Here is a 17,370-nt window from a genome sequence, read left to right as displayed (position 1 = left end):
AAATGTGTATTCACCTACCTTTATCCGCCAAAGGAGAATGCACCGAAGAATTTTTTAGAGCCTTCTACTAGACCACCAGCAAAGTTCTTCACATCATTAAATGTTTCCTTCACATTCTCAACACCCGAACGAACACCTTCTGTGACGGAATGAATTTGGTCTTTAAAATTTACAGCTACATCCTTTGCCCAACCAGATGTTTTTCCAGCGATGACATCTCCTGCCCAGCTACCAATGAAGCCCCCAATACTTGCCCCTACCACGGTTCCTACCGGGCCGCCAATAAGAGTTCCAATCGCACCACCAACAACAGCTCCTCCCACAGATGTAGTGGTAACCACACCTGTTTTCCATACGGCTTCACCAACAACCTTAGCATTTTCCTCTTTCAGTTTTTCAACATTTCCTCCATAAATGGAATAGTTTTCACTGATTTTAAGGGTAGCACTAACAGTCTCTGTTCCAGCTGTAATCACACCTGCTAATAGGGCATTGGATTTTACTACCTTTAGACCTGTCTTTAAAATTCCACCGGCATGATCTTTGACAATGGAAAATCCATTTTTAAGTGTTGTTCCACCTTGTTGAAGAGCTTGCTTCAAAGATGTAACATTATTGCTGAAGTTAACGATGTCGCTTGGGAAAAAGTTCGCGAACCTTTTATAAAGGTGTTCTGATAATGGTAGTTGTCTATACTTTAGGGCACCAAAAGGACTTACCATTAGTTTCGCTAAAGTATGAAACTTGGAGTTTTCAATTCCTTTTATAACACTACCAATTGGAAGTTTATATTTTCCAACTAAAACATCATCCACAAGATCAAAACGACGGAGCATTCCATCAAGTTGTGAATACTTAAACCCAAGAAGATGCATGATTCCAGCACCAGCAGAATATTGAAGACCATGAAGTAGATCCTGTAATCGCCCAATTGTATTATTATATGTCTCAAACAGTTCACTAGGTAGATGTGCATCTAATGCCTGCTTTACTAAGTTTGCTTCAGCAATAATCTCTTGACCATGTTTATTTACCTGTGACTCAGCACCTGAATATTTCACGACTGATGCGGAGGTAAACGACTTAACCTGGCTTACCTTATTTTCTACACGATCGATTTCTCGACCAACCCCGGCAAGCATAGAGCTAATTCCGCTTCTGTGTAAAATTTGTGGATCAATGCTCCCTCGGACTGCAGCAATCCCATTTTGCGTACTGGATAGTCTCGCCAGAGTATGATTCAAATCCGAAACTGAACTATTCACCGCATTCGTTTTAAACACAATTCTCGATGACAACATTACTCACTTCCTTTTCAATTATTTACAAATTATATGGTAAAACATCTTTTATTTAATTGAGGTGCATAAGTCCTAACGATGTCTATCCCTATTCTTTAAGGGTAGATAGAAAAACTTTCCATAACATTTCAATTATAAAAGAATATCTATAGGGAAGAAATAATCATATTTACCTAAAGAAAAAGGAAGTATAGGGCAAAATCCCTAGTCTCTTGAAAGTAAGCCTGCTACCGATGCAGCAAGTAATAAAAATTTCCACTAAAGGGAAAAAATAGATTGTTTACCTATACTACCTCTTAACTTTTATGTAGTACTATTAAGGTATTCGCTTATAGTACATATACCTCAACTGAAAAGGAGCTTTATATGAGGACTTTCCGGAAAGTTCACCTATATTATCTTATACCTGTATTCATTTGCTCATTTCTGTTACTCGGAGTTATCGGAATTCTTGGTAACGAGAAATTTGATACAGTACCCATATTTCATAAAAGTAAAGCTGCAACCATCAGTTCAAATAGCCTTGAATCCTCAGTGGTTCACAAGCTTTTAAATAATGAGACTGTAACCATTGTCGTGTATGGTGATTCTATTACATGGGGTTATAAACGGGATACCAAAAGTGGTAAGGTAAAACAGGTGAAAAACCCTTATCCAAATGTCCTAGAAGAAAAGCTTAGAAAGAGGTTTAGCAATCGCCATATTACAGTTATTAATAACGGTCATCCAGGTTGGACTTCGATTCAGGCTTTAGAGCATGTAAAAGAGGAAGTCCTTAGCTACAAACCAGACATGCTCATCACGATGTTTGGCATAAATGATGCAAGAGGTCATAAAAAGTATAGCCCTAGTGCGCAACCAGTTCCCATTGACCTATATAAAGACAACATGCAACAATTACTACAAATCAGTAAACAGAACGGAATTGAAGTTGTCATCCTCTCTCCAACAACCGTTACGAGTAAAAAGAATTATGCGAATAGAACTCAAATTAACTACACAAATACAATTAAAAATCTCGCTCAAGAAGAAAATATTCGTTTTGTAAATGGTTCAGATATACAAACTGAAGGAAATCTTAGCGATGGGGTCCACTTTAAAGCTGATAAATATGGGCTAATTGCAGATAAAATCATGCTAGATATATTCACGACAGAGTAATTTGGTAAAAAAAGCTATCCTACCTGCTATATTATTTGGCAGATAGGATAGCTTTGCTTATTATAATTCGATCGAGTCAAAGATTCCCTGTAATTTTATATATGTTTCTTCTTCTAAATTTTCTTTCACGTTTTCCAAGTGTTTGATTGCATCCTGCAAGTGTTTTGTAGCTTGTTCTTGTCTGCCCATATCTCGGTGATGAATCGCTGATGTTATGGAATTCGAAAGTTGCTTGCTTATTGAATTTGTGATTTTCTCTTCATTTGTTAGCTTTTCGACAAAGCGCAGAGCAGATTCTAAGGTTTCTCCTACTTCTATTTTCTTTAGATAGGCTTTATCAGCATAATAGATATTTCCATCATCCCCAATTGTCATTAACTCTGTTTCCGCTAGAGTTTCATGCTCCATTGAGTTTGTATCAATAACAGTTAGTTTACCAGCAAGAGTAGTGTACATTAGACCATCCTCACTCCAGCGAATATGAATCGGTCTCCATCTTCCATAATCTAGAACCTCCGGATAGATGTTTTTGCTTTTGACAATTTCTAGTGTTTCTGGATCCATTGCAAAGATTGTACCACCTGTTGCTGACCATAACAGCCCGTCAGGACCAAGGCTCATTCCACTAATCATCTTTGGCTGAACTGTAACACCTGGTATCTCCGGAATAAATTCTGTAACTTTTTCTCCCTTTTCAATATCCCATACAAATATTTTAGCTGCTTGTTCTGTTGGGTCGATTCCTAGTCCTCCAGCAACAGTTGTTGAACCAACTAATTTACCATTCACCTCTGCTAGTCCAGCGATAGACTGATTATGGACAACATTTGGATAAACAACCGTATCTCCTACAGAGGCAGGATCAAGCACTGTTAATGAACCTCCCAAATGGCCGTAATCAGGTATCGTACCAATAAATAATTTATTGTTGGCTGCAGTCATGATAAACGGTCGATCCTGATCAGGAATATCATAAATTTGCTTAGTAGAAATGGTAGGATTTGTGACATCCATTTCAAAAATAGTAGCACCTGGATAAACCCCAAAATACATTTTATTCCCAAGAGATACCATACCTTCTGCTTGACCTAGAGTGAAATTCTCGTATTCATTCGTATCCGGATTATACACAGCTCCTTTTCCTCCTGGATAGCCACTTACATATAAATTACCTTCTGGACCTTTCTCCAGCGTTTGAATTGGAATTGGATTACCGACAATTGGGTATTGAACAGTTTTTACTTTTTTCGTTTGTAGATTCATATATGTGACTTGACCACCAAATTGAACAGTAACCAATGACTGCCCTGGGAGATCAGGATCATTTTCTACTTCAATCCAGCTTGTATTTCTTAGAAATGTCCCAAAAATCACCCCTGTATCGACAGCTTCAAGTGTATCTAGGTCCACTTCCTTTAATCTGGTACCTTGCAGGAAGTACACCTTATTACTCCCAGTCAAACCATGAATCAAACGTAATCCTTTATTATTTGTATAGTACGTATCGCTCCATTGTTCTGTTTCCGTATCATAAAATAGGAGTGTATTACTTCCGCCTCCAACACCAGCTATGATATATTTGCCCGCAGCGTCCAATTGCCAAACGCTACTTCCTGGAACAACATGATCTGGTACCGGTATTGCATCATATTCACCTGTTTCCACATTTAGTTTCACGATGCGATTATCAACACCAATACCTAAATATAAGTATCCATTGTGATATGCAGTAGACCTTGAGTAGCTCTCACCAGGAGCAACGCTTCCATAATCCTTCATCTCTCCTGTACTTGGATCATATCGACCTGCTTTCGCATTTGGGAATGAACCAAAATATACACGACCCTGTTCATCATAGGACAAACCGTATACTACACTTTCTCCTATACCGCCAAGATTCTTTACCTCTTTTGTTTCTGGAGAGTATTCATAAAGATACCCATTGCCACCAATATAGACATTGCCATTTGGAACAGTAATATGTGTCCAAACCGCCCCTGTCCCTTCCAAAGGATAGGTCCTTACTACTTCCTGACTTTTTAAGTCAATTACCTGAAAGATAGCTGGGTTACCACTAGCAGTTGTATACATCATATCTCTTCCATCTTCTGTACCATAGGTAGAGTCATAGATTGCGATACTTTGAATAGGTGATCCTAAATCAATTGGATCTTTGAATCCTTTATCTACTGCTGCATGAACTGGTTGGCTATAAGTCAAAGAAGATACAACTAACACAAAGACAGCAAAAAGAATAGCGATCGGTTTTGTAAACGTTCTCATTACACTCAGCTCCTTTTTTTCTTTTTAACGTGGTTTCTATTATTCACTCCTTCTCTTATGTATTAGTATTAAAATAGCAGAGTAAAAAAAGATTGAACACGACGAGAAATAGACGCTAAAAGAAATAGGCATATAGTCATAGCGAATATAGTTAATACGGGAAATTTTAGTAGATTTACCAATTCCTATGAACTACTACCAAACAACTAGCAACACAAACGAAGGAGTTTTCAAATCATATCAAAAAAAAGATGGCCCCCGTTAAAAATCCTAGGTCATCTTTTTATGCCTTCCTCCTGTTAAAATACTTTGGCTCATCGGAGGCAGCACTTATATAAATCGAATGCCCTCTAATCGAGCACTGGCTACCAACTCCTAATGTGTCAACTGAGATGATACAACATCCCTTTTTTTGAAGAAATATGTTTTTATGAATGGGATGGCAAATCTATCAAGTCCAAAGTAAGACCTTCCCGATCCAATCAATAATAGAATTATGGCTATCGCAAATAGCCTTGTATCTAGGCTAGATAATCCTACCCCTGCCATGATAAAGTTAATGTTCATGAAGGCGCCAGCAATTAATGCGGGAATGGTAGCAAATCCTAAGATTAATCCGAAACCAACAAGGAATTCTCCCCAAGGAATAAGAATGTTAAAGAACTCAATATTCGGCAGAGCAAATCCTTCAAGGAAGCTAGCATACCAAGCTTGTACTGTAGGATGTTCTCCACTTGCATTTGCAATTGCACCTTGTAAAAATCCACTCGCATCAAATCCCGATCTAATTTTATAATAACCCGCTTCGATCCATTGAATCCCTAACCAGATTCGTACTATTGTCCATACGATTGCCATTTTTGCCCCATAAATATTTTTTTTCATTATGAGTTACTCCTTTTTATTGTGAACATTTTCACATATTCAATTAGAAAATGTAATAAGAACAGGCTGCATCACTACCCAATTTTTCGTGAATTCGAACTTACTGTTAGTACATTTATTATTTTAGTAGCACAATAGATTTTCCTTCCCACACCCCCATCATAACCCAGTAGTTCGGCTAATTCTTTTCTCTCTTAGTTTGAGTGACAGCCTTATTATCTCATGATTTCTCACTATTTCTTTGATGTAGGTCAATTTTTTTAAAATGCAGGTTTCATGGAAAATAGGTTGGAATGAACTTGTGATGAAATTGAATGGTAGGAATTATTCATACTAAAACTACCCGTCGGACACAAAAAAAAACGCCAATTTAATGGCGTTACAGAGTGTAGACAAAGTCAGTAATGACTTTGTCTACACTCTCTTAGTATGAAAATCTCTGGTTACATTATGTACTAAGACTGTCATGAAAACGCTTGTCAGACAAGGCGTGAAGCCGATCGAAGACGCGAATAGAAGTTGCCTTCATGAGCGGACGAGAGAGGCAAGCAACGCAGTATGCGAGCGTTTGTCAACAGTCTGAAACGCCAATTTAATGGCGTTATTACTTATTCTTACCACTGTTATCTCTATTAGAGTTTTCTTCCTCTGTTAAATTATTAATAGCGTTTGTTGTTGCGTCTACAGCATTCATTGCAGCATTTTCAGCTGTTTCCAAAGCGCTATGAACCGTATGGAACGCAGCCCCAGCGGTATTCTTAATTCCTTCTGAAACACTTTGGTTTCCTTGTTTATTTTTCTTCTCTTGTTGATTAGACATTCTCTCACCTCCTAAACAAAATTAGATTGTCCAGATAAAAAATTATTATTCTGAAAAAATTCGTACCATTGTTGCAAATGTGAAAATATTGCTCTTCTGCTAGACGCAGTTTGATTATTTTGAACTCCCATACCTACTATTAGTGATACATATATAATTCGCCTGATCGAGATATCTTAAACAAAACACCATTGACTAATGAATGATTATCCATTATGGTTATATACATAACTATATAACCATTAAAGTATATAACATAAAAAGAATTGTAGGCGATTAACATGAGTAAATCCTTTGATCAAGACAAACCAATCTACGTACAGGTTCGCGAAAAAATCGAGGACCAAATTCTTAATAATCAACTTAGAGAGGGAGAACAAGCACCTTCTACGAATCAACTTGTTACGTTTTATAAAATTAACCATGTCACTGTTTCAAAAGGTATTAATCAGCTAGTTGAAGAAGGCATTCTGTTTAAAAAAAGGGGTATTGGTATGTTTGTAGCTGAAGGAGCTAAAGAGAAACTCATTCAAAAACGCAAAGAATCTTTTATTGAAGATTATGTTGTCAAACTAGTTCACGAAGCTCAGAAGTTAGGTTTCAAGGAAAATGAGATTATAAATTTTATTAAAAATGTTAAAGGGCGTGAAATGGAATGATTGTTAAAGCAGAAAAGGTCCAATTAAACTTCGGGAATCAAGAAGCACTTAAAGATATTACTTTTGAGTTAGACGGGGAAAAAATATATGGATTATTAGGCAGAAATGGTGCGGGGAAAACGTCCCTTTTATCTATTTTAGCCTCATTTCGTGAACCATCCTCAGGCTCCATAACCATCAATGGGGAAACCCCTTTTGAAAATTCGAACGTTATGAAACAAGTTGCATTCCTTTACAACAAAGATTATAAGGATGAGTCCGATCATGTGATAGCCATGCTGGAAGATATACAACGATATCGTCCTAATTTTGATAGGGAGTACGCGGAGCATCTTTTAGAACGATTTAAGCTAGACCGAAAAAAGCCTATTAAACAATTTTCAAAGGGAATGCAATCATCCTTGAACGTAATTATAGGTTTAGCTAGCAGAGCTCCCATTACAATTTTTGATGAAGTTTATCTAGGTATGGATGCTCCTTCACGAGATATATTTTACAAAGAGCTACTAGAAGACCAAGAAAGGCATCCTAGAGTTATTATCCTGTCTACCCACCTTGTTTCAGAAATGGATTATTTATTTGATGAAGTACTTTTCCTGCACGAAGGTACGATTTTACTTCAAGAGGAGTATGATTCCCTTTTAACCAAAGGAGCTACTATTACTGGAAATGCCGAGTTAGTCGATGACTTTGTTCGAACAAAGAAACAAATTGGTGTACAAACATTAGGAAATACAAAATCGGTTACAGTTTATGGAGAACTTAGTGACTCAGAGAGGGATGCAGCTATGGACAATGGACTTGAAATAGCACCCGTTTCTCTTCATGACTTATTTATCCATTTAACGCAAGGAGGATTCTAAGATGAAACAAACAGCAGTATTCCCTAAAGTTGCCCAAGACATGTTCACTGTTCAATTAATTTGGACAGGTGGATTTTTAGGAATTATGTTAGTCATAAACATTGTGAAAGGAATTATGGCAGGTGTTCAAGGAAATGAGGTTGAGGGATACTTTAGTTCTATCTTTATTGCAGGTAACATTTATATGCTCATACTTGGGCTGCTATCTATACACTTTCTCCCCCATTTTGTAGGAAACGGCGTAACTAGAAAGGATTATTTTATTGGGACAGTTTTAGCATCGATTGGATTATCCATCATTATCCCTATAATCACTATCATTGTTTCCGTTGTAGAAAGATTGATTCTAGGCTTTGTAGATATGCAGTATAAAACGCAGACAATTAACGAAGTGGACATTGACGCGAATGTTGTTGGGGACATTATTCAGTCGATCATCATAACTCCTTACGCAGATCCGCAACATAATTGGGTTTTGGCTATTTCTGTACTTAGTGTTAATATCTTTATTTTCTATTTAGTGGGTTGGTTAATCAGTTCCAGCTTCTACCGATATGATATTTATGCCGGATTAGGTTCTATCCTACTTTCTATGGTGCTTATTATGCTAAAAGATACCTTACTAAGAATTTCACTCGATTTACCTATTCCAGGCTGGTTTTCAACATTAGATTTCCTTCCCGTTGGAATTGCCTTATTAGGTATAGTACTAATCATACTCATTACAATTGGGTTGATCCGAATATTGACTAAAAGGGTCGCCATTAAAATGTAGCTAAGCCGATATTTGTTTATCGGCCTTTTTTATACCTAACTTACAGTAAGAACATAAACAACCACAAACACAAAGATACATGTAAATAATGTTACTATTTTAATAAATCCCATTTTATTTAAAGAGCCATTTCCATCCTTATCCTTACGAGTGATTACCAACGCTATCAACATGCTACTAATAACGACAACTAACAGAAAGTACTTTTCCAAGATTCACACTCCCTTTCTATTATTCTCCCAAACTAAAAATCAATAAATTTTGGAATAAACAACAAAGGCAATAAAGACAGTAGAAATAATTAGGGTTGTTAATATGTGAAGTAACTCTATTGCAGTTAATACAAATAAATCAAATTGTAAGGCAAGATTAAAGACAATTAAATACAGCATTACTGTAACAAAAGAAGCAAACATTCCCTTTTGCCTTATTAGTCGCATGCGTTCATCCTTTTGCTTAAACTGGGGGTACAGGTAGCTTAAACAGAAACTCATGACAGCCATTCCTAGTTGCATATATGCAATAGAAGGTGGAGCAGCGTCTGCCATTAAACCGGCAAATATCATAAATCCCCCCATAATTGTAAAAAGAATACCCAAAACAAAAAAGGAAATTCGTGAAGTGTCCATTTTACATTCCTCCTAAACTTTTACTTGTAATCTTCTTCCTCCAAAGTGAAAAGAGTTTCCACATTTGTCTCAAATAATTCAGCCAATATCATTGCCAAAGGAAGAGAAGGGTTGTATTTCCCTTTTTCAATCGAAATAATGGTCTGCCTTGAGACACCTAACTTATCAGCTAATCGATCCTGTGAATAACCATGTTTTTTTCTGTATTCTGATACCTTATTTTTCAACCCTACACCCCCTCTTACTTAGCATTTTATTGTAAAGTTTCCTTTACGTCAAGTTTCCTTTACAAAATAAACAAACTGTACTATTTCAGCACAGTTTGTTTATTACATCCTCTATATAATTTCCATTTCTTCCTCAAAAAGTTGGACATTATTCCTTCCGTTTCTTTTTACAGCGTATAGTGCATGGTCTGCTTCTTTAATCACAGATTTTAATGAACTAGTATGTTCTCCTTGTCCTGGGGTAGCTGATGCAACCCCTATACTCAAGGTTACATGAACCGCATCTCCATTTATATCTATAAAACAATCAGAAACTATCTTTCCAATCTTTGTTGCTATTTCAGTCGCAAGGTTACGATTCGTTTCTGGTAATAAGATAATAAATTCCTCTCCCCCATATCGAGCAAATATATCGTTCTCTCTAAGGAAACTCTTTACCAAATTAGCAACAAAGGTTAGTACATTGTCACCCGCTTCGTGCCCATAGGTATCATTCACTCTTTTGAAATAATCGATATCAAACATAATGATGGAGAAACTACTTTCATTTGAATCCAGGGATTTCAATAGATTTACAGACTTATCCATAAAATATGTTCGATTGTATATCTGGGTGAGACCGTCATAATTTGCAAGCTGACGGAGTTTCTTCTGTAAAACTACTCTTTCCGTTATATTAACAAACGTAATAATTTTGCCTACAATCGGTCCGGATTTCTTCGTAACTGGTGAAAATCGTACTTGATAGTATACTTTTTCGGTATCCCTTCCACATTCATAGTCGCATTCTTTACCAAGTAAGATTAAATCTGCTAGTTGTTTGTTATCAACAAGTATTGTTTGAAGGGGTTTCCCTATAGCCAATGAATGTAGCTTGGGTATAACTGATAGAATTGCCTTATTGTAATCAACAACCAATCCATTTTGATCTACAACAATTACACCTTCTAGCATATTTTCGAACACTTTTTCTCTCGCTATGGGGATGACTTGAAACATTTGAAATGAGAAGAGTGCCAATCCATGAAGGAGGAATGAAATACTCATTGAAACTGGCCCTAGATCGATTCCATAGGGACTCAAATTATTCACATAAAAGTGGTTGGCTACAATTGGGACAAATAATCCTGCAACCATCGTTAAAATTTGCATCCGAAATCGAAACAATGATTTTGTAAACTTAACTAACAAAATTACGATACTAATTGATAAACATAAAAATAGATACAAAGAGTGAACATAAAAAAATGGCCCGTATTGTAAATCTACGATTGGAAACGGTGTGCCATCTCGTAATTCAATAGATGAATAATAAAGATGATGTAGTTCATTTGTGTGATGCATAAACACAGTAAAAATTGGAATGACAAATAAGGTAAATAAGAATCGTTTACTTAGCTTAATGCCAATGTATTCACAGCACATCAACAAAAGGAAACTTGGTATAAACGGCATTACAAGATATTCAATACCCAACCAAAACTTAATTTCCTGCAGAGTATTGCTTGCCAATTCGAGAGCATACGAAAACGTAAATATCGATGAAAACAAAGTAGCCATTATATAAGGTCTAGCACCTGGTGCATTTTTCAGCTTAACATATGAGAAAAAACATAATAATAAACTCAACACACCAGCAATAACAATCATCAGAAAATAGATTAAAAGTTCTTCTGCCATTCATTTTCTCCATTAATTTGAAATGTACAATTCATTATATATCTGGCTGCCTAGTGGTGACTAGTGTTTTATTAGTTTGGTATTTAAGAGTTATATCAGAGGTAATAACGGAAAGAAGTAGAGTAATAAGTAGGCATCTTATTTGAATATAATGTGTAAAAAACGTTAATGGAGGCTGTTTATGGCTTTAGTATCAATTTTCACCATTGGCATGCTAAAACAACCGTATGACCACCCTGAATCACGCAATTTTTATGAAATAGGATATAAAGTAATGCGTCAGGCATATGTATCAGGACATTTAATAGAGGAGTTTCCATCGGATGGAGTGACTATCCCTGAAGAAATTAACGTGAAAGGTTACCCTGTCCTGACACTAACTGTATGGAAGAGTCTTCCTTCTTTATTTCGTTTTACTTATTCAGGAAAGCACAGCCAAGCATTAAAAAATAGGAGCAAATGGATGGTTCCTTATCAAGCAAAACACCTTTCATATGTGATTTGGTGGACAGAGCAGATAAAGGACGTCTCTTGGGAAGATGCTTTTAAGAGATACAACCATTATCGTAATCGTGGACCGACTCCTTATGGGTTTGACTTTAAGCAGGCTTTTGATGAAAAAGGGGATAAGTGGCAAATTAAGTAGCAGTTATTCTAATGTGTTTGGGGATTTTACCTTTTTCCTTTAAGGATTGATGGCACTATAAGCTTAGTCAACATGAACGTAATTAAGCAAAAAACTATGTACCAGTAATGTTCCTAATCCCAATACAACCAGATACGAAAAGACCCAGCTTTCGGAAAAAATATTTTCTCGAAAACTGAGTCTTAATAAAATATTAGCACCATTTCCCACATTAGATGGTAATGGGTTTATTTTATAGTAAAATCCAAAAATCAAATTTTACTACATGTTAAAAGTTAATAATTAAACCAATACTGCTGATAATTTTTTTGCTACATTTTCAACTTTAGATAGTCCTTCAGCAATAATTGTCTCAGCTTGATCTGGTGCTGCAGCATGACCTTCGATGATAACTTCTTCCATGATCTCCATACCGAATACGCCACCAACTACGTTTTTAATATAGGTAGCAGCCATTTCCAACGGCGCTGCTTCAGGTGTTGAGTAAATACCGCCTCGAGCACTTAGAATAACAGCTTTTTTGTCAGTCATTAATTGGACTGCTTGTCCGTTTTCATCGTATTTAAATGAGTAACCCGCTTGGTACACGTAGTCGATAAATGTTTGTAATTTAGCTGGGATTGTTAAATTCCATAAAGGGAATGCAAAAACAACTACATCTGCTGCTGTTACTGCATCCATTGCTTTCTTCTTTGCTGCTAAAATACGCTTCTCTACATCTGTCATTTCTTCTCCAGATTCTACTTTTCCGAAAGCGTTGAATAAGTCCTGACCTAGGTACGGCATATCTTCTGCAAATACATCGTAAGTAGTTACATTTACACCTTCTATATTGTTTATGAATGTTTCATACATTTTACTTGATACAGCCTCTGAAGCTGGACGGTTATTTGCTTTTACTACTAAAATATTCATTATTTAATATACTCCTCTAATTTATCTTAAATTTAATTATCTTAAATTAATGGTATATTAGAAAAGTAAATAAGTCAAAGGATACACTCCAGCATGAAAGTAAGGCTATTTTTTCCACCTTCCAATAGGAACCTTTACAAAAAAGGCAGGACACTCGTTTTAAATTTTGCATAGTCATCGATGTGAAAATCCGCCTCTATATCCGGATTCTCAAAGGCAACAGTTTTGATTCCTAGTTCCCTAGCTGGAATTAGGTCAAGCTCACGATCGCCAATCACTACATTAATTGGATAATCCTTTATTACATGTTGGTATGATGCTACATGTGGCTTTCGGGTAAAGCCCTCTTCTTCAACTGAAACAACCACCTTAAAATAATGCGATAACTTAAATTTATCCAGAAGAAATAGTGTAGACTCCTTGTCGCGATGAGTGACAATAAAGTTGTCATCAGCAACCTGTAACACCTCTTCCAAATGGCTAAATGGCTGACTATCGTAAGAATACTGATTGTATAACTTTATGTATTCCTCTCGCTTGCTTTCAGGTATTCCATAATGCTGAAAGGCCACTTTCGAATTTACCTTTAGCCACTTCAGTACTTCGTTCGGATCCAACTTCTTCCCACTTAAATGAATAAACCCCTTGACGAGCGCTGGATATGTGTTAAACAATGTTCCGTCAAAATCCCATAAAATATTCATATGAATCTCCTTTTTTATATATCGTTAAATATTCCTTAAGCACACATTTATAAAGCAAATGGGCCGGTTAGAGTCCGGTTCAATACCGTATTCGTAACAGCCCATTTTGTTTACCTTTTTAAGAGCATCATTTTACTGATTGCTCAAACTTATCAAGTAATGCACGTACTTCATCCGTTGATTTTGTGCTCATCAATTGATTTCGTAATTCACTAGCTCCACGAAATCCTTTAACATAAATCTTGAAGAAACGATGAAGCCCTGAAATGGAACGTGGCACTTCTTCCGCATATTGATCTTGAAGATCAAGCTGTAGTCTTAAAAGATCAAGGTATTCTTTACTGCTATGCTCCCTTGGCTCTTTTTCAAAAGCAAAAGGATTTTTGAAAATACCTCGTCCAATCATAACGCCATCTATGCCATACTTTTCAGCAAGCTGCAGCCCAGTTTGACGGTCAGGTATGTCACCATTAATTGTAAGTAGCGTATTTGGTGCAATACGGTCCCGTAGTGCTTTGATTTCCGGAATTAGCTCCCAATGAGCATCTACTTGGCTCATTTCTTTTCTTGTACGCAAATGAATAGAGAGGTTCGCTATATCTTGTTTTAAAATATGCGTTAGCCACTCCTCCCACTCATTTATCTCACTATAACCAAGTCTCGTTTTCACGCTGACAGGCAGTCCACCCGCTTTTGCTGCTTGAATAAGTTCTGCTGAAACGTCTGGACGCAGAATAAGGCCACTACCTTTTCCTCTCGATGCCACATTTGGAACAGGGCAGCCCATATTAATATCAATACCCTTAAATCCAAGTTCGGCCATACCAATACTCATTTGACGAAAGTATTCGGGCTTATCCCCCCAAATATGTGCCACCATTGGCTGTTCATCTTCTGTAAAAGTCAAACGGCCACGCACACTTTTCATGCCTTCTGGATGACAGTAGCTATCGGAGTTTGTAAACTCTGTGAAAAACACATCCGGCCGACCAGCTGCACTTACTACATGCCGAAACACAACATCTGTCACATCTTCCATTGGGGCAAGCACAAAAAATGGTCGTGGCAAATCACGCCAAAAATTATCTATCATTTCAAACTCAAATCCTCTCATTAACGATACATAGTCAAAAGCTCATTCAAAAGTTTCTATTATATCTATACCATGGTTAGGCACTTTTTATCAAACGAATCGGACCTGTATATTTTAACCATATAGCATAAACAGATATCATTTACGCATGCTTTTAATAGATTGGGTTGTAGGCTTGCGTGCGAGTTTTCCAAATATTAGTAAATGAATTTACAACATCGACTTTTTACGGTTTATTTTTCCACTTTCGAATGCTTTTTCTAAAATAAACCCTTCAAACCATGCGCAACTTCAATTTTCGAATGCTTTTTATAGATTACTTGGTAACATTACATTCGCATCATCCAGATCATGGTAAAATCGGCTTTAACAGCGGCAACTTTTGTTATATTCTACCACTTGCGAATGCTTTTTCTAAAATAAACCCTTCAAACCATGCGCAACTTCAATTTTCGAATGCTTTTTATAGATTACTAGGTAACATTGCATTCGCATCATCCAGATCATGGTAAAAACAGCTTCAACAGCGGCAATTTTTGTTATATCCTACCACTTGCGAATGCTTTTTCTAAAAGAAACCCTCAAAACCATGCGCAACTTCAATTTTCGAATGCTTTTTATAGATTACTTGGTAACATTACATTCGCATCATCCAGATCATGGTAAAATCGGCTTTAACAGCGGCAACTTTTGTTATATTCTACCACTTGCGAATGCTTTTTCTAAAATAAACCCTTCAAACCATGCGTAACTTCAATTTTCGAATGCTTTTCATAGATTACTTGCTCATATCCCACGCACAACTTCCAGAATAAACCTAACTAACCTAGGGGTGCCCTAAATTGCAAAGTGCCTGACTCTTAAAAGAGACAGGCACTTTATCTGTTTATTGAATTACTTGCTTAAATATTCATTTAAGAATTCTTTAGCTTTTGCACTATCTGCAACTACTTCTAGACCAGTGTTAACTAAAGGACTTACTGTGGAAACAGCCTTCATTTTGTTTCCTTGGTAGAACGTAATGAATTCTTCTTGGTTAACTGAATAAAGAATCGCCTTACGTAATGCCGCGCTTTCGGAAACTTCGCGATCTTTCATGTTGAAGGCAAGGTATGAAACTCCATTACTCTTGTTTTGTTGAAGTGTTAATTTATCATCTTCATTTACAAGATCATACTTTGTTTCAGGAACACCATTTAAGATATGAATTTCACCGTTACGTAATGCAGATAAAGCACTGTCTGCATCTTGGATGAATTTCACAACAATTTCAGAAACGTTTGGCTCATTTTCAGTTCCAGCCATATAAGCAGGATTCTTCACAAAATGTGCTTCATAATCGTTTTTATAAGTTAAGATATATGGTCCACTCGCATAAAGGTGATTATCGTAGCTTGCACCTTCTGTTACAGTTCTTTGATCACCATAAGGGATATCTTTGTTAATATCAAAGCTTGCTACATCATACGTATTGATGCTTTCCACTTGTTTTTGTGAAACGATACCAGCAGATTGGTGAGCTAGATAGTTCAACACTTGTGGGAATGGATTAACAGTTGTTACTTTTACAACCTGGTACACACCAGATTCGTTATTTGCTTTTGTTTTATCTTCCACTAATTCAGTGATTTCTTGATCAATTCCTTCTTCTAAAGCTTCACGGATTGTTTTGCCATCTGCCGTTTTTCCATCAAGCTCACTTACATCACTTACGATTGAGATTTCTTCCATATTTTCATGAAGACTGAACGTACGGTGGTCAGGAACAGATTTAGGATCCTTCGCACGGTTTAGAGAGAAGACAACATCTTCTGCACCAACACGCTCGCCAGTATCAACTCCCTTGTTGTCGCTAACAGACGCAAAGTGAATGTCATCGCGAAGTAGGAAGTAGTAGTCTTTGCTTCCTTCAGCAATTACGTGATTTAGAGAAAGAGAACCATCAGATACTACCTGGTCATCATCAGTTAGGTTTACTAAACGTACATACATGTTTGTATTTAACGTATTGATTGAACCGTCATTACCTTTAATTGGATCTAAAGATGTTAACGAACTAATGGACTGGTGAACAATTAAAGGCTCACTAGTGCGTTTTGCTTGATCTACAAAATCGTATTTTTCCCATACTTGCGCTCTTGATTTTGGTAAACGCACTGTAGATTCATCTACCACTTGGTTGTTAACAGCTTGTGCTTTAAAGGAATTAAAAAGCGGTACAATATATGCATTGTCTAAAACTACGTGTTGTTCTAATTCTTTGTATGTTTCTTGGTATTCTTCTGGTAATTGTGTAGCTGCTTTTTCCACTAACTCATCCGCTTTTTCATCTGCAAATAAGCTATTGTCACCGTCAGTAGTAAATAGGGAACGAACAGCATAATCTGGGTTTCCTGTTACAGTTGTCCAGCTATTTACTGCTAAATCATAGTTGCCAGCTTCTTTTTGAGCAGTGAAGCTACCATAATCTGGTTGAATGTTTAGTTTTACGCTAAAACCATTTTTAGTTAGCTGGTCGCGTAAGATGTTCATATCATCTTCACCAGTTGCCATTCCTAAAATTTCAATCGTTGGTGCTTCCCCTTTTGGATCTGATGTAGCATTGTCTTTTTCTTTCACATCATTTTCAGTTTGAACACAGCCTGTTAAAAATAACATGAAAGCTAGTAGTAGAAAACCTAATTTCTTCTTCATCTGTAGAACCTCTTTTCTTTTTATGTTGTATATTT

17 protein-coding genes are annotated in these 17,370 nt (G+C 36.6%); 5 read left to right on the top strand and 12 right to left on the bottom strand.

What is annotated here, in order from left to right; translation table 11 throughout:
- Positions 1-20: 20 nt before the first annotated feature.
- The gene (locus ACWNMY_RS14175; RefSeq protein WP_449538915.1) at positions 21-1,301 is read right to left on the bottom strand and encodes a hypothetical protein; all 1,281 of its coding nucleotides are present in this window, start codon (positions 1,299-1,301) and stop codon (positions 21-23) included.
- A gap of 366 nt (positions 1,302-1,667) precedes the next feature.
- Between ACWNMY_RS14175 and ACWNMY_RS14170 the strand changes: the two genes are divergently transcribed.
- Positions 1,668-2,462, top strand: coding sequence for an SGNH/GDSL hydrolase family protein (locus tag ACWNMY_RS14170; RefSeq protein ID WP_449538914.1), 795 nt, complete (start codon positions 1,668-1,670; stop codon positions 2,460-2,462).
- A gap of 60 nt (positions 2,463-2,522) precedes the next feature.
- Here the strand turns inward: ACWNMY_RS14170 and ACWNMY_RS14165 are convergent, their stop codons facing one another.
- The 3 genes from ACWNMY_RS14165 to ACWNMY_RS14155 all read right to left on the bottom strand — a co-directional run bounded on the left by ACWNMY_RS14165 (position 2,523) and on the right by ACWNMY_RS14155 (position 6,450).
- Complete coding sequence (locus ACWNMY_RS14165) at positions 2,523-4,745, bottom strand: FIMAH domain-containing protein (RefSeq protein ID WP_449538913.1); 2,223 nt, start codon at positions 4,743-4,745, stop codon at positions 2,523-2,525.
- Between the two features lie 375 nt (positions 4,746-5,120).
- Entirely contained in the window at positions 5,121-5,630 is a 510-nt protein-coding gene (locus ACWNMY_RS14160) for a DoxX family membrane protein (RefSeq protein WP_449538912.1), read from the bottom strand.
- A gap of 604 nt (positions 5,631-6,234) precedes the next feature.
- Complete coding sequence (locus ACWNMY_RS14155; protein ID WP_449538911.1) at positions 6,235-6,450, bottom strand: hypothetical protein; 216 nt, start codon at positions 6,448-6,450, stop codon at positions 6,235-6,237.
- Between the two features lie 281 nt (positions 6,451-6,731).
- On the opposite strand from ACWNMY_RS14155, the gene ACWNMY_RS14150 reads away from it, so the two are divergent.
- The 3 genes from ACWNMY_RS14150 to ACWNMY_RS14140 are packed head-to-tail and all read left to right on the top strand — an operon-like array spanning position 6,732 to position 8,747.
- A complete protein-coding gene (locus ACWNMY_RS14150) occupies positions 6,732-7,109 on the top strand; it encodes a GntR family transcriptional regulator (protein WP_449538910.1) in 378 nt (125 codons plus the stop codon).
- Entirely contained in the window at positions 7,106-7,972 is an 867-nt protein-coding gene (locus tag ACWNMY_RS14145) for an ATP-binding cassette domain-containing protein (protein WP_449538909.1), read from the top strand. The genes ACWNMY_RS14150 and ACWNMY_RS14145 overlap by 4 nt, the downstream gene beginning before the upstream one ends.
- A 1-nt stretch (position 7,973) precedes the next feature.
- Complete coding sequence (locus tag ACWNMY_RS14140; RefSeq protein WP_449538908.1) at positions 7,974-8,747, top strand: hypothetical protein; 774 nt, start codon at positions 7,974-7,976, stop codon at positions 8,745-8,747.
- Between the two features lie 35 nt (positions 8,748-8,782).
- Here the strand turns inward: ACWNMY_RS14140 and ACWNMY_RS14135 are convergent, their stop codons facing one another.
- The 4 genes from ACWNMY_RS14135 to ACWNMY_RS14120 all read right to left on the bottom strand — a co-directional run bounded on the left by ACWNMY_RS14135 (position 8,783) and on the right by ACWNMY_RS14120 (position 11,283).
- Positions 8,783-8,959, bottom strand: a complete 177-nt coding sequence (locus ACWNMY_RS14135) for a hypothetical protein (RefSeq protein WP_449538907.1) — start codon at positions 8,957-8,959, stop codon at positions 8,783-8,785.
- Positions 8,960-8,998: 39 nt separating this feature from the next.
- Complete coding sequence (locus ACWNMY_RS14130; protein ID WP_449538906.1) at positions 8,999-9,376, bottom strand: permease; 378 nt, start codon at positions 9,374-9,376, stop codon at positions 8,999-9,001.
- Positions 9,377-9,396: 20 nt separating this feature from the next.
- Positions 9,397-9,603: a helix-turn-helix transcriptional regulator gene (locus ACWNMY_RS14125; RefSeq protein WP_449538905.1), complete on the bottom strand. Its 207-nt coding sequence runs from the start codon at positions 9,601-9,603 to the stop codon at positions 9,397-9,399.
- Between the two features lie 111 nt (positions 9,604-9,714).
- Positions 9,715-11,283 carry a histidine kinase N-terminal 7TM domain-containing protein gene (locus ACWNMY_RS14120; RefSeq protein ID WP_449538904.1) on the bottom strand — a complete coding sequence of 523 codons (1,569 nt, stop codon included), beginning with the start codon at positions 11,281-11,283 and terminating at the stop codon, positions 9,715-9,717.
- A gap of 181 nt (positions 11,284-11,464) precedes the next feature.
- Between ACWNMY_RS14120 and ACWNMY_RS14115 the strand changes: the two genes are divergently transcribed.
- Positions 11,465-11,929 (top strand): DUF3291 domain-containing protein, encoded by a 465-nt coding sequence (locus tag ACWNMY_RS14115; RefSeq protein ID WP_449538903.1) that lies wholly within the window; start codon positions 11,465-11,467, stop codon positions 11,927-11,929.
- A gap of 282 nt (positions 11,930-12,211) precedes the next feature.
- Here the strand turns inward: ACWNMY_RS14115 and ACWNMY_RS14110 are convergent, their stop codons facing one another.
- From ACWNMY_RS14110 to ACWNMY_RS14095, 4 genes are all read right to left on the bottom strand, one after another.
- Entirely contained in the window at positions 12,212-12,844 is a 633-nt protein-coding gene (locus ACWNMY_RS14110) for an FMN-dependent NADH-azoreductase (protein WP_449538902.1), read from the bottom strand.
- 134 nt (positions 12,845-12,978) lie between these two features.
- Positions 12,979-13,548, bottom strand: a complete 570-nt coding sequence (locus ACWNMY_RS14105) for an HAD-IA family hydrolase (protein WP_449538901.1) — start codon at positions 13,546-13,548, stop codon at positions 12,979-12,981.
- Between the two features lie 127 nt (positions 13,549-13,675).
- Positions 13,676-14,662, bottom strand: coding sequence for a tRNA dihydrouridine synthase (locus ACWNMY_RS14100; protein WP_449538900.1), 987 nt, complete (start codon positions 14,660-14,662; stop codon positions 13,676-13,678).
- Positions 14,663-15,535: 873 nt separating this feature from the next.
- Positions 15,536-17,335, bottom strand: a complete 1,800-nt coding sequence (locus tag ACWNMY_RS14095; RefSeq protein WP_449538899.1) for an ABC transporter substrate-binding protein — start codon at positions 17,333-17,335, stop codon at positions 15,536-15,538.
- Positions 17,336-17,370 lie beyond the last annotated feature (35 nt).

The organism is Ferdinandcohnia sp. Marseille-Q9671 (assembly GCF_976954385.1).
The sequence above is the reverse complement of the archived record's forward strand: the minus strand, read 5'-3'. Positions and strand labels throughout refer to the sequence as shown.